We start from the raw sequence: 13,380 nt of genomic DNA, 5'->3' as shown, positions 1-13,380 counted from the left end.
AGCCGATTTCGGCGCCTGGGAGGGGCACACGTTCACCGAGGTCCAGCGTGAGTGGCCCGCCGAGCTGGCCGCCTGGCTGGCCGGCCCCGACGCCGCGCCGCCCGGGGGCGAGAGCTTCGCCACGGCGGCCCGCCGCGTCCAGGCGGCGGGGGAGCGGCTGGTGGAGCGCTACGAGGGCAAGACCGTCCTCGTCGTCTCCCACGTGACACCGATCAAGATGTTGCTGCGCGGGGCCCTCACGGCGCCTCTGGGCGCGCTCTACCGGATGCACCTCGACCTGGCCTGCCTGTCGCTGATCGAGTACTACGCCGACGGCCCCGCCGTGGTGAAGTCCTTCAACGACACCGCCCACCTCCGTTGACCACGCCCGGCGACACGACCCGTTCGCGTTGAGCGCAGCGGTGGCGAAGCCGTGCCTCGACCAGCCTGCGGGGCGTTGAGCGCGGCCGCGCCGGGAGCCGCCAGAACATCCCGGCGCGGCCGCTGCTGCCTCCGCCCCCCTCAGGCGGTGACATGCCCATCCCACCCAATCGATCTTGCGACTCGGTTGGGAACGGCTTGAGGTTTGATAACCTCCCTGAAGACGAGTCGGCCGGGCGGCCGCGTCGGGCCTTCGGGCCCGCCGAGGAAGGTCCGGGCTCCACAGGGCAGGGTGGTCGGTAACGCCGACCCGGGGTGACCCGCGGGACAGTGCCACAGAAAGCAGACCGCCTCCCGCCTCGGTGGGAGGTGAGGGTGAAAGGGTGGTGTAAGAGACCACCAGCGCCCACGGCGACGTGGGCGGCTAGGTAAACCCCACCCGGAGCAAGGTCAAGAAGGGACGCTCTCCGGAGCGTTCCGCGCGCGACGTTCGAGGGCTGCCCGCCCGAGCCGCGCGGGTAGACCGCTTGAGGCCGCCGGCAACGGCGGCCCTAGATGGATGGTCGCCCCTTCGTTCGCGAAGGACAGAACCCGGCCTACAGGCCGGCTCGTCTCTCACCTCCCAGTTCCTGGGCCTCGCGGCCGTGCACGATCAGGGCGTACAGCACCAGTACGTCCACCGCGATGACCGCGAGCGACCACCACGGGTTGACCGCGATCCAGGTCAGCTGCGTCATCGCGTTGATCATGACGAGAACCACCGCCACGATGCGGGCCCAGGTCTGCCCCACGCTCACCGCGATACCGGTCAGGAGCAGGACGACCCCGAACAACAGGTGGATCCAGCCCCAAGTGCCGACGTTGAAGAACAGCAGGCGGGATGGTGTGCGGACGAACAGCCCGCTGTTGATCACCGCGTAGAGACCGGTGATGATGTTGAACACGCCGGCCATGATCATGAGCATGCCGGCGAACCATACCCAGCCCACCCAGCCCGTTACGGGCCTGCTCTGGTACGTCATCGTCGAACCCTCCCCCGTGAGTTCACGTACACCGGCAGTCACCTGCCCGTCGAGCTGAGCTGTATGCGTCTTCCCAGCTCACAAGGTTTCGACGACGCGTCAGGCGCCCGGCGGCGAGGGGCGGAAACCCAGCCGCCTCCGGGGATGCCTGCCAGCCTCGGCACCCTGACGACACCTCGGCCGGGCCCCGACGGCGTCTCCACCGAGGCCCTGACGGCAGTTGCGGGGTCAGGCGGAGCGGGCGTCCCAGGCGGCGAGGATGGCGGCCTCCTTCTCCGGGGCCATCCCGTGGACCATCCTGCGCCCGTAGGAGCGCTGCTCCTCCGGGATCTCCCGCAGCCACGCCCACGTGTCACGCACGGTCTCCGCGACCGGACGCGCCCGCAGCCCCGCCGCCTCGGCCTTGCCCGTCGGCACGCTCCAGAAGTTGGCGTTCTCCTCCGACGGCGGCCCGCCCCACAGCGGCAGCTCCACGAACGCCCCGGCCCCCTGCGCGACCAGGAACTCCGCGTCCATCCAGACGAACTCCGCGTCGGACCCGGTGACCTGCTTGCACAGCTCCAGCCACTCGCCGTAGGTGGTGTTGCCCGCCGGGCCGGTCACCGCGAAGCGGCCGGCGACGCCCTGCTCGGCCTGGTCGAGGGTGAAGATGGCGACGTCGCGGGCGTCGATGAGCTGCATCGGCTCGGCGGGATCGCCGGGCGCCAGCACCCGGCCGCCCCGCGAGATGCGGGTCAGCCACCAGGGCAGCCGGGCCACGTTCTCGTACGGGCCGAGGATCAGCCCAGGCTGGACGATCAGCGCGTTGCCGTCGAAACCCTGCTCGACCGCCCGCTCGCACCCGGCCTTCAGCACACCGTAGTCACCGTCGTCGGGACCGGCGTCGGGCTCGCACGGCCATCCGCCGGTGTCCTCGGTCGCGGCCTTGGCGGGGAACCCGTCGAGGGCCGAGACGCTGGAGATGAACGCGTACGTCGCCGCCCGGCCCGACAGCGCCCGCACCGACTCGCCCACCACCCGCGGCACATACCCGGACGTGTCCACCACGAAGTCCCACGACCGGCCGTCGGCCAGCCGCTCCAGGTCGGCGACGGACTCCCGGTCGCCGCGCACGGTCTCGACGCCCGGCACGTCGTCGCCGCTCTGCCCTCTGTTGAACGTCGTGACCTCATGGCCGCGCGCCAACGCCTCTTCCGCGATGGCGCGCCCCAGGAACCCCGTGCCGCCGATGAGCAAAATCTTCATGAACCCATCTTCGGCGCCCGGCGGGGCGCGGGCTCACAACTTCACGGAGAGCGAAGACCGCAGCGGCGGCACCAGGTGCACCCGCGCCGACCCGATGTCGAAGTACAGGCCCACCAGCTCCAGCTTGCCCGCCCTGACCTGCTCGTCCACCTTCCGGTAGGTGCGCAGGTTCTCCAGCTGCTGCTGGACGTTCACCCGGCACAACACGTCGAGGGCCCCCTTGTGCAGCCGGTCGCCCTCGGTCTCGATGAACCTGGCCAGGCTGTGGTTCCCATGCCGCAGCCACCGCCGCAGCCCAGGCAGGCTGCCGGCCTGCACCCCGGCGCTGAGCACCCCGGCCATGGCCCCGCATCCCGAGTGCCCGCACACGGTGATCGTGCGCACGCCGAGCACCTGCGTGGCGTACTCGATCGCGGCCACCACCGAGTCGTCGTGCGGCTCGGAGCCGCGGCGCGGCACCAGGTTGCCGATGTTGCGCACGGTGAACAGGTCGCCGGGACCGCTCGCCGTGATCAGGCTGGGCACGATCCTGGAGTCGGCGCACGTGATGAACAGGTGGGTCGGCTGCCGCTTGTGCGCGAGCTCGGTGAAGATCGGCCGGACCAGCGGCGCCGTGGTGCGGTGGAAGTCGCGCGCCCCCTCGGTGCAGGTCGCCGGGGTCGAGCCGCCGTCGTCGGGGATGGCGCGGCGCTGCGGGCGCGTCCGCCGCTGCGCCCACGGCACCCATCGCCGGTCCGGCGATCTGCCGGGGTACGCGCGGGCCCCGCCGGCCGCCAGCGTGTACCACTCGTCGTGTGGCTCGTCGAGGTCGACCGTGCCGCCCGCCTGCTCGTGGTCCAGCCGCCAGGAGTGGATGGCCTCGAAGGCCGCGTTGTCCATGAAGTCGATGGTGAGGTCGAGGTCGACCGGCGTGCCCGCGGGGATCGACCGCAGCTCGTGCGTCAGCCTGGGCACGCCGAGGAACGTCAGCGAGCCGCTGATCGTCACGTGCAGCCGGCCGTCCGGCTCCTCGCGCCTGCGCACGCTCACCCAGGTCAGCCGGCGCAGCGCCAGCAGCACGGCCAGCGCCGCCCCCGCCAGCACCCCCTCGGCCAGGCCCAGCACGATCACGGTCGCCGCCGTCACCATGTAGACCGGCACCTCGCCGTGCCCGCGGCCCTTCCTGACGCGCGCCAGCCCCACCATCCGCACGCCGGTGAACACCAGCAGCGCCGCCAGCGCCTCCAGCGGGATCAGCCGCACCGACCAGCCGAGACCCACCGCGAAGCCCAGCACCCACACCCCGTGCAGGATCGCCGCCGACCGGGTGCGCCCGCCCGCCCGCACGTTCGCCTCCGTACGGACGACGCCGCCGGCGATCGGCAGCCCGCCCAGCGCCCCCGACACCATGTTGGCCACGCCCTGGCCGGTCAGCTCCTGGTCGAGGTCGGCCCGGCGGCCGGGGTGCGTCCCGTCGGCGGCGGACGCGCACAGCAGCGACTCGACGCTGCCCAGCAGCGCGACGAGCAGCACCGCGCCCACGATCGTGTGCCAGTCGGCGGACGGCAGCACGGGGAATCCCCACCCGGAGAAGCTGCCCGCCAGGTCGAGGTGGGTGACGTCCCAGCCGGCCAGCCAGGCGACGCCCGCCGTGGCCGGCAGCGCGACCAGCGGCGCGGGCACCACCCTGACGCGGGCCGGCAGCCGCGTCCACGACGCCAGCACCATGATCGTGAACAGGCCCAGCGCGATCTTGTGCCCGTGCAGGCCGGCGATCTGGCCGGGCAGCTCGGCGAGGTTGGCCAGGGCCGACAGCTGGGGCTGTCCGCCGAGCACCACGTGGAGCTGGGAGAGCGCGAGGATCACGCCGACCGCGGCCAGCAGGCCGCGCAGCACCGCGGGGGAGACGGCCGGGACGACCCGGGCGGCCTTGACCACGCCGAGCACGAGCTGGACGACCCCCGCCAGCAGCGTGATCATGCACGTGGCCCGCCAGCCGTGCGTCCGCACCAGCTCCACGACCACCACGGACACCCCTGCCGCGGGCCCGCTCACCTGGACGGCCGACCCGCCCAGCGACCCGGCCACGACCCCGCCCACGACGGCGGCGATGAGCCCGGCCGCCGGCGGGGCGCCCGAGGCCGCCGCGATGCCCAGGGAGAACGGGACTGCGACGAGGAAGACCACGAGCGAAGCGGGTAGATCATGCCGTAGCGTACGCAACCAGCTACTGAGGGTATCGCCGATCATGTCGGAAACCCTAGTGGTGCGCCACCCCCGCTTTAGGGGGTCGTCGCGGGGGTTTTACTCATTCGGTAAGGGGCCGGAGATCACCGGTAGTAGTCGTTTTAGTCCTGCTCGGGGGCCCGGCGACGGCCGCCGCCGTTGTCGGCCTGGCCGGGAGCGGCCGCGCCCTGCGACTGCCCGCCGTACGTCGGCCAGTTCGCCGTGCCGGACGGCGGCTCGGGCCAGGCGGGGCCGGACCCGGCGGTGAAGTCGCCGGTCTCGTACGCGATGGAGGACGGCGCGGGCGGCACCGGCGGAGCCGACAGGACGTCGTCATAGGCCGAGACCGCGCGGGCGGGGACGGTCGGCGTGCCGGTGGCCGGAGAGGGGCCCGTGATGGGCGAGCCGGAGTCGTCGGCCACGGCCCAGCCGGCGCGCACCTCGTACGAGGCCGGGAACGCGGCGACCGGCGAGGCGGTGGCGGCGGGCTGCTCCACGAAGGCGGGCCAGGAGCTCGCCGGGCCGCCGTAGGAGGCGGGGGAGGGGTCGTCGAGGATGTCGGGCGAGGCGGCGGGCCAGGAGCCGGAGGTGGCCGCGGCGGGCGCGCCCGTCCAGGTGGTCTCGAGAGCGTCGGCCGCGTTGTTGGCGGCGTTGTTGTACGCGGGGAACGGGTCGCTGGTCGGCGCGCCGTGGATCGGCGCGACGGGCGCGACCGGGAAGGACCCGCTGGAGGTGACGCCCGCGTAGGACCCGCCGCCGGCGGCCGGGTTGGCGGGGAACGAGCCGCCCGCTGCCGGGACGGCCGGCTGGGCGCCGCTCGCGGGCAGGGGCTCGGGGCGGGAGGCCGGCACGACCGGCTGGGCGCCGCCGAGGAGGCTGAGCACGTCGGGCGTGGGCGCCGCGAACGTCACCGTGCGCTGGTCGGCCATGTCGGAGGCGGAGGGGGTGGGCCGCTTGGCGGGCTCCACCAGGTCGGCGAGGTTGGCCGCGGCGGCGGCGGGCTGGCGCTGGGGCAGAGGGGCCTGGACGGTCGCGGCGTTGGGGTCGGCCGCGGCGGCCACGGGCTTGGGCTTCGCGGGACGCTCACGGCGCTCGGCGGGCTGCTCACGCTCGACGGGACGGGAGGCGCCCTTCCGGGCCGCCACGGTGCCGCCGGCGCCGAAACCGCCCTCCTCGGCGTCGCTGCGGATGTTCGCCCAGAACTCCTCGTCCTCGTGGTCGGTGGTCGGGTTGCCCCACTCGTCGACGCCACGCCTGCCACGCTGACCGGTGCGCACCGGTTTCGGCTTCACCTCGTCGATCGGGGAGAAGTCGGGGCTGAAATTGGCCATGCGCGGTTCGTGCGCGGCGAACTCGTCGGTGGACCGGGCGTGCGTCATCTCCTCCTTCTCGGCCATCTCCTTCAGCCGTTCCGGAGGGAGAGAGCTCTCCCGGCGGTTCATGGAACGCATGCCCAGTGCCACGACGACGAGCACGAGGAGCACGACAGCGACCAAGCTCACGACGACCGCGATCATTGCACCACCCTCAAAGCCATGGCCTCCCTGTGGCATCGGTGAGATCGCGCGGCCATCGACGCGATCTGCCCCCTTTGATCACCAATGCCTAACAATTGGATCTGATTCTGTCGGACCACTATGAGAGTTGTCACACCCTACGCAAAGAATTGGTTCATCCGGTCTACCTGCGGTGATCGACCTGTCACTGGATGTTCACCGCCGTCAGCCGGCCCCGGGCGATCGTGTGGTCGGCGATCTCCTTCAAGATCTCGGGGAGGCCGCCCTCCCTCGCCTCGACCTTGTCGTTCAGCGTGTAGACGGTGAACCGGTAGCTGCCCGGAGTGTTGCAGGGCGGTTCGTAGCCCGCCTTCCCACTGGTCACCGTGGCCTGGCCGGAGCCCTCGGGAGGACTCTCGGCGGCACCCGGCCCCAGCTCGGTCGTGGTCGCCGGGATGTTGTAGAGCACCCAGTGAACGGCCGATTCGGAGGGAGTATGGGAATCGACCACGATCGCGATCGACTTCGCCTTCGGCAAGGGTTCGCTGGACCAGCGCAGCGGCGGGCTGCCCTGGCGGCCTCGGCAGGAGAACTCGCTCGGCAGCGGCATGCCGTCGCGCAACTCCGGGCTCGAGACGTTGATCTCCGCGATCTCCTTGGCCTGGGATCTTCCGATGCCCAGGGCGGCGCAACCTGACAGGGTGAGCGCGAAAGCCACCACTGTCACACTGACAGCGGCCCGCCTCACACGTGATGCCGTGTTACACAGCCCCATGCCGGATGATGCTACGCGGGTCTCGGCGGTGCGCAGACCGTTTCCCGATGGTCGGTCGTCGGTAAAGGAGCCGAAACCGGCCAGAATGCGGGGATCCTGGGGGTGAAGTTGGCCACAGGGACGCCGTCGGCGGAGGCTCGGGGGTGACGATCTGATGACCTTCCTGGCCTGCCCGTTCCCCGGGGCGGGCGGCGCGGTCGCGGCGCGCGAGCTCACAGGACAAAACGGGCATGGTTTCGGACGGCGCCCGGCACGCAAAATTCAGATGCGCCGCACGAGGCACATGTGCTTTGCGCTGGGGGCCGCTGCCCAGGTCTCTGCTGGCACGTCCGCGGTGGCTTGCGGGCGGACGGCGGCTGCCACGCTTCGTGAGGGCGTTTCGCGCGTGGTGCGGTAACGCGCCGCCGGGCCTGGATGGCACGAACGTGGCGCCGCCGACGTGGCCCAGCACGACAGCCTGCGGCCGGCCGCCACCGAGCATGCACCCACCGCCCCCGGCCGGCCGTCCGACACGCCGCGCCGCCCGTCCGTTCTTTACCTGCCGCCGGGTGGTGCACGCGGGGGCCTGCGCAATGCCGCCGGGGCAGGCACTGGCGCTCCTAGGCCGGGCCGGACTCCCTTCGGCTCTTGGCCTATGACCCTCCGAGCAGCCTGGGCGTCGTCTATGCCCTCGTGCTTCCAGCGGGTGCGGGCCCTGCGCTCCCAAGCCCCGAGCAGAGGGATCCCCTCCGCCCCCAGGCCCCCGGCCCCTTGGCTTCTGCCCGCTGGCTCGGGCTTGCCGACCGGCAGCGTCTTTCGCCCGTTCACCGGCTCTGGGCTCCGGACCCCCCGAGGGCCGGATGGCCCTGGCTGTGGGGATGCCTTTCGTGGGTGGCCTTGGCAGCCGTGCCGGGGATGGAAGAGATCTCGGGGTCGGGGTCAGATCGTCTTTCGGGGCGTGCGCCCTAAGCTGGTTCTTGTGACGTCAAAAGGCCCACTGCGTGACCCCGCGCACCGCGTCTCGCCCAAGGCCCGCCGCCTGTGGTTGCTGCAGGCGGCGATCGGATTCGTGCTCTTCGTGGGCGGTTCGGCCGTGGTGGCCGGGTGGGTGGGCGGCAGCGGCTGGTCGTGGGTGCCGTCCTGGTTCGCCGCGCGTTCCTGGTTGTTGCCGCTGGTGGTCGGGGTCGTGCTGACGCCGTTCCTGGCGGCGGAGCCGTTCATCAGGTACGCCGTCCACCGCTGGGAGTTGTCGGGCGACGTCGTCTACGCCAGGTCGGGGTTCCTGACCAGGGAATGGGTGTTCGTGCCGGTGAGCCGCATCCAGACGGTCGACAAGGGCCAGGGGTGGATGGAACGGCTGCTCGGCCTGGCCACGCTGGAGATCCGCACCGCCTCGCACGCGGGCTCGTCCACAATCAAGGGCCTCGACTTCGAGGTGGCGGCCGGGCTCGCCGAACGGCTCGCCCACCGCGCCGAAGAGCTCAGGGACGACGCCACGTGACCCAGCCGCCACCACCACCGCCCTCTCTGCCTCCTCCTCCGCCGCCCCCGCCCCCCGCGCCCAAGCGGCTGAGCCCCAAAGTGCTGCTCATCGACCCGGTACGCATGCTGCCCTCGCTGCTGCTGCCCCTGGTCGGCGTGCTGTTCGTGGGCGGCTTCTCGGCCAGGTCCTACGCGTGGGCGGCGTTCGGCGTCGTCGGCACCGTCGTGTTCGCGGTCATCCGCTGGGCCACCTTCACGTACGAGATCGTCGGCGACCGCCTGGAGACCAAGCGGTCGCTCATCAGCCGCTCGATCCGGACCATCCCGCTGGAACGGGTGCGCGGCGTCGACGTGTCCACGCCGCCCATGCACCGCATTCTCGGGCTGGCCGTGCTCAAGGTCGACACGGGCGCGAGCGGCGACGACGAGGAGGCCGCGCTCGACGGCGTCACGCTGGGCGAGGCCGAACGCCTCAAGGCGGTGCTGCTGCGCCGTGCCGTCCAGGTCAGGGAGGCCGAGCACGTCCCCGGGCCCGGTCCCGCGCCCGTGAACCGGCCGATCATCGCCGTCCCGCGCCGGTGGCTCCTGTACGGGCCGCTGTCCGGGGCGTACCTGCTCACGCCGTTCGCGCTCGCCGGCGGCGCGGTGGGGCTGGCCTTCCAGTGGGGCGACGACCTGGGCTTCGGCCAGGACGCCGCCTGGAGCGCGGGGGAGTGGCTGTGGGAGCACCCCTACCTGCTGCTCGTCGTGGCGCTGCTGCTGGTCGTCGCCATGCCGTTCGTCGGCGGCGTGATGTACGCGGTCTTCAACTGGGACTTCAGGCTCACCCGCCGCGACGGCTACCTCGTGGCCGAACGCGGGCTGATCAACCGGCGCAGCGTGTCGCTGGAGTCCCGGCGGGTGCGCGGCTACGAGATCGTCGACGGCCTGGCCGAACGCCTGGCCGGGGTCGTACGCGTCTGGGCGATCGTGACCGGGCTCGGCGACTCCGAGACGCGCGGGCAGCTGTTGCCCGACGTGCCGCGCCAGGTCGCCGTCGGCGTCACCGCCGACGCCGTGGGCCCCTTCCGCTCCACCCTGCGCGCCCATCCGCCGATCGCCCGCAACCGCCGTCTGTTCCGCGCGGTCTTCCCCTGGCTCCTCCTGGCCACGCTGAGCGCCGCCGGGGCGTGGGCCACAGGAATGATGCTCTGGTGGATCCTGACGGTCCTGGCGTTGCTCCTGGCGGGCGCTGGGGTGTTCCTGGGCCTCGACCGGTACGCCTCCCTGGGGCACGGCTACGACGGCGCCCGGCTGGTGGTCCGGTCGGGCTCGTTGCGCCGCGCCGAGGCGGTGATCGAACGCCGGGCCGTGGTGGGCTGGCGGCTGCGCCAGACCTGGTTCCAGCGACGGGCCGGGGTGCTGACGCTGATCGCGGGGGTCGGAGCGGGCAAGGGCGGCTACGACGCGCTGGACGTCTCGGAGGCTCAGGGGGCGGCGTTCCCCGCCGAGGTGACGCCGGAGTGGCTGGCCCCGTTCATGCGGCCCCACACCGTCCCGCCACAGGACTGAACGCCTTCGGCGAACACCGCGGTACGTCCTTCTCGAACGACCGAGGCCGCGCCCTCCTGTCGAGGTGGGCGCGGCCTGTGGTCGCTTGATCGGGTGCGGGTCAGTCCTGGCGGCGGGCGCCGAACATGATCTCGTCCCACGTCGGCACGGAGGCTCGGCGGCCACGCGAGTTCTTGCGCGCCTGACGCGCGGCCGGAGCGGGCGGCGGAGAGGGCACCGGGACGTCGTCCTTGCCGGGGCCCTTGGCGTCGTCCTTGCCGGGACGCGCGGCCGGGACCGGCGGGGTGCCCTTGGGGGCGCCGGGGCCGGGCTTGGGCCTGGGCGCGGGCGCCTTCTTCTCGGCCACCTCGACCTTCTCCGCCACCTCCTCGGACGCCTCCTCGGGCGCTTGCGGCACGGACGCCTCCGGCACGGCCACGTCCTGGGCGGGCACGTCCTGGGCGGGCACGTCCTCGGTGGGCACGTCCTGGGCGGCGGGCTCCGGTGCCGTCGCCGGGCGCTCCTGCTCGGCGTCCGGGGACTTCGCGGCAGCCGGCTCCGGAGCGGTCGAGGACTCTTGGTCGGTCTCGTCGGCCGGCACGTCCTGCGAGGTGGCGGCTGAGGGCTCGTCGGCCGGTGCGTCCTGGGCGGCAGATGTCTCGGCGGCGGGTGCGTCGGGCATCGCCGTCTCGGTCGGGACAGCCTCGGCCTGAGGGGTGGCGTCCGCCTCGGCGGTCGTGCCGGCTTCCGGGGCGTCCTCGGTGGCTGCCGGGGTTGCCGCGGTCGGCGCGTTTTCGGTGGTCGGCGTGGGTGTGGTGGCCTGCGCCTGCGGTGCGGTTGCCGCGTTCTCCGGCTGGGAGGCTGCGGTCGCCGCGTCCTCCGGCTCGGTGGATTCGGGCGTCTTGGGCGCGGGCTCCGCGGCGGTCGGTGCGCTTGACGTCACGTCCGAGGCGGTCGCCTCGGTGGTGGCGGGCGTGGAGTCGGTGGTGGCCACCGTGGGCGTTTCGGCGGTTGCGGCGGAGGAAGCCTCCGCAGCGGCGTCCGGGACGTCCATCGCACCGGCCGTCGCACCGGCCGTCGAGGCGTCCGACGAGGGCGCGGCGGAGTCGCTTGCCTCAGGCGTGGTGACCTGGGCGTCGCCGGTGTCGGAGGTGGTGGCGGCGTCTTCGGGCGCGGGAGAACCGGTGGTGTCGGTCTCGGGCGTGGCGGAGACGGACGTGGCGTCGGCCTCCGGCGTCGCGGAGAGCTGAGCATCCACGGCCGAGCCCGTCGGCTGGGCCTCCGTGGTGGCCGCGGTCTCCTGCTGCACGTCGGACGTGGCGGAGGGCTCCGGCTGGACGGGCGCCGCGGCGGCGGGCGTCGAGGTGGCGGGTGTCGAGGTGGCGGGCTGGGCCGGGGCCGGGACGGAAGCGTCGGGCTGGACCGTGCCCTCCCCGGCGGCCGTCGGCGAGGACGGCGGCGTCACAGGCCCTTCAGGACCGGCCGACGTCGGCAGGACCTCAGGAGCCGCCGACGTGGCGGCGACCTCGGGAGCGGACACCGCCGCCTGCCGACCAAGAGCCTCCGAAGCGGCAGGCGACTGAGCGCCGGCCTCCGGAGCGGCGGGCGGCTGCGCACCCGGCGACGGACTGACCGATAGTTCCCCATCCAGCGACGGGCCGGCCGGCAGCTGTGTGCCAGGTGCCGGGGTCGCAGGCGGCTGCGGACGGAGGTCCGGGGTGGCAGGCGGCTGCGGACGGAGGTCCGGGGTGGCAGGCGGCTGCGGACGGAGGTCCGAGGCGGCGGGGGGCTGGGTGGATGTCGTGGGTTCGGCGGGTGACGGGTGGGAGGCGAGCGGGCGGGAGGGCGGCGGGGTGGCGGGCGCGTAGATGGAGTCGTCGCGTTCGCCTGAACGGCCCGAGCCGAAGTCGGGCAGCCACGGCGACGTGCCGCCGCGGCGGGAGGAGGCGTCCGGAGAGCGGCCGAAGCCGGTCTCGCGGCCCGCGGTCTCCCCACGCTGGCCCTCAGCGCGCTCCCCACGCTCCCCGCGCTGCCCCTCGGCACGGGACGGGTCCGGGTGGAAGCCCTCGCCCCGGAAGGGGGCGCGGCTGGTCTCGGGCAGGGACGACGAGCCGTCCGACGCGCTCTCCCGCCCCGGGGACGGCCGATCGAACGGCATGTCACGCCCGGAGACGTCGCGCCCCGCGAGGTCACGCCCCGGCAGGTCGGGGCCGCGGCCGTAGCCGCCGGTGTCTGCGGGCCTGGGCGGCGGGGTGTAGCCGACGGCCGGTTCCTCCGGCTCGCGGCGCACGACCGAGGGGAACGGCAGCGGGTCGGAGGCGAGCGGCGGCACCGGCTGCAGCTTGGCCACCCGCGGCGCGAACGGCGTGACCGTGGTGTCCTCCACCACGGCGGGCTCGGGATCGAAGTCGGCCGACGACAGGCGCATGGCCTCGTCGTCGTGCGGGGAGACGTGGCGCTTGCGCGGGTCGAAGAGCCATTCGGCGTGGCGCGTGTGACCGTTCCAGACGTAGCCGAGCTTGACCCGCCACAGCCCGTCGTCGCGCTTGGCCGAATCCCAGTCGATCTCGTCGGTGGGCACGCCGCGCCTGGTCAGCCGCTCGGCCACCAGCTCGCCGAGGGTGGGACCGGGCGCGGTCTCCCCGGGCATGCGGACGGCGACGCGCTGCGCCTGCTGGGCGACGTACTCCCGTTCCTGCAGCACCGGGCCCTCGAACCAGCGGACTCGTTCGACCGGGATCCCGGCGGTCGCGGCGATCTCTTCCGCTGTCTCTCCGGCGCGGATGCGTGCCTGGATCTCCTTGGGGCGCAACGGGCTCTCCACTTCGATCTCGTACTGGCCGAGACGGGAGAAGTTGCCGCGGACGGCAGCACGGAGCCGGTCGTCCACGGGAAGGGTGAAGCGCGTACCTCGCCCGGCAGTAGCCAGCACGAGATAGGTGCCGTCCTCACTCACCGCGACGAGTCGGAGCTCCTGCATGCGAGTCCCTTCGTCAGCGTCGCCATTCTTCCCCCGGACCCTTGAGTCTCTCGCGTGTGCCGGTTGCCTGCCAGCACCGTACCCGGCATGTCCGAACATCGCCTTCCTGGGAAGCCCCGGGGGCGATGTGACGCCGGTCACATTTGTGGATTCCATTTCCTCTAACGCCCGCCGCTGTGCATGAGGAGGTTAGAGCTCCTCGACGGATTCTGGCGAATCGCGGCGCGTGCTGTTGTGCACTTCAGCGAACTTGCACGACCACCACCTCCACCGCGCCGCCGGGCAGCGCCGCCTCCACGACCGGCA

8 protein-coding genes, 1 other RNA gene and 1 pseudogene are annotated in these 13,380 nt (G+C 73.0%); 4 read left to right on the top strand and 6 right to left on the bottom strand.

Annotated elements, in window-relative coordinates; translation table 11 throughout:
• Both ACWCSD_RS34230 and rnpB read left to right on the top strand, forming a co-directional pair.
• A partial coding sequence (locus ACWCSD_RS34230) for a histidine phosphatase family protein (protein WP_449921139.1) occupies positions 1 to 361 on the top strand: 361 nt, incomplete at its 5' end.
• A 223-nt stretch (positions 362 to 584) separates the two neighbouring features.
• An RNA gene (rnpB, locus tag ACWCSD_RS34225) (RNase P RNA component class A) lies at positions 585 to 975 on the top strand.
• A gap of 83 nt (positions 976 to 1,058) precedes the next feature.
• On the opposite strand, the pseudogene ACWCSD_RS34220 reads toward rnpB, so the two are convergent.
• From ACWCSD_RS34220 to ACWCSD_RS34200, 5 genes and pseudogenes are all read right to left on the bottom strand, one after another.
• Positions 1,059 to 1,313: pseudogene (locus ACWCSD_RS34220) on the bottom strand (DUF7144 family membrane protein); the annotation flags it as partial.
• A 297-nt stretch (positions 1,314 to 1,610) separates the two neighbouring features.
• Entirely contained in the window at positions 1,611 to 2,627 is a 1,017-nt protein-coding gene (locus tag ACWCSD_RS34215; protein WP_397163481.1) for an NAD-dependent epimerase/dehydratase family protein, read from the bottom strand.
• Between the two features lie 33 nt (positions 2,628 to 2,660).
• Positions 2,661 to 4,856 (bottom strand): SulP family inorganic anion transporter, encoded by a 2,196-nt coding sequence (locus ACWCSD_RS34210; RefSeq protein ID WP_449921136.1) that lies wholly within the window; start codon positions 4,854 to 4,856, stop codon positions 2,661 to 2,663.
• A gap of 98 nt (positions 4,857 to 4,954) precedes the next feature.
• Positions 4,955 to 6,334 (bottom strand): hypothetical protein, encoded by a 1,380-nt coding sequence (locus ACWCSD_RS34205; protein ID WP_449921135.1) that lies wholly within the window; start codon positions 6,332 to 6,334, stop codon positions 4,955 to 4,957.
• Between the two features lie 199 nt (positions 6,335 to 6,533).
• Positions 6,534 to 7,103 carry a YbhB/YbcL family Raf kinase inhibitor-like protein gene (locus ACWCSD_RS34200; protein ID WP_397163486.1) on the bottom strand — a complete coding sequence of 190 codons (570 nt, stop codon included), beginning with the start codon at positions 7,101 to 7,103 and terminating at the stop codon, positions 6,534 to 6,536.
• A 958-nt stretch (positions 7,104 to 8,061) separates the two neighbouring features.
• Here ACWCSD_RS34200 and ACWCSD_RS34195 point away from each other — a divergent pair.
• On the top strand, positions 8,062 to 8,583 hold the full coding sequence (locus ACWCSD_RS34195; protein ID WP_358284587.1) for a PH domain-containing protein: 522 nt from the start codon (positions 8,062 to 8,064) through the stop codon (positions 8,581 to 8,583).
• A gap of 80 nt (positions 8,584 to 8,663) precedes the next feature.
• Positions 8,664 to 10,115 (top strand): PH domain-containing protein, encoded by a 1,452-nt coding sequence (locus ACWCSD_RS34190; RefSeq protein WP_449921131.1) that lies wholly within the window; start codon positions 8,664 to 8,666, stop codon positions 10,113 to 10,115.
• A gap of 100 nt (positions 10,116 to 10,215) precedes the next feature.
• Here the strand turns inward: ACWCSD_RS34190 and sepH are convergent, their stop codons facing one another.
• Entirely contained in the window at positions 10,216 to 13,074 is a 2,859-nt protein-coding gene (sepH, locus tag ACWCSD_RS34185) for a septation protein SepH (RefSeq protein WP_449921129.1), read from the bottom strand.
• Positions 13,075 to 13,380: the final 306 nt, after the last annotated feature.

It is taken from the genome of Nonomuraea sp. NPDC001684 (genome assembly GCF_053596515.1).
This window is presented reverse-complemented; position numbering and strand designations above follow the sequence as displayed.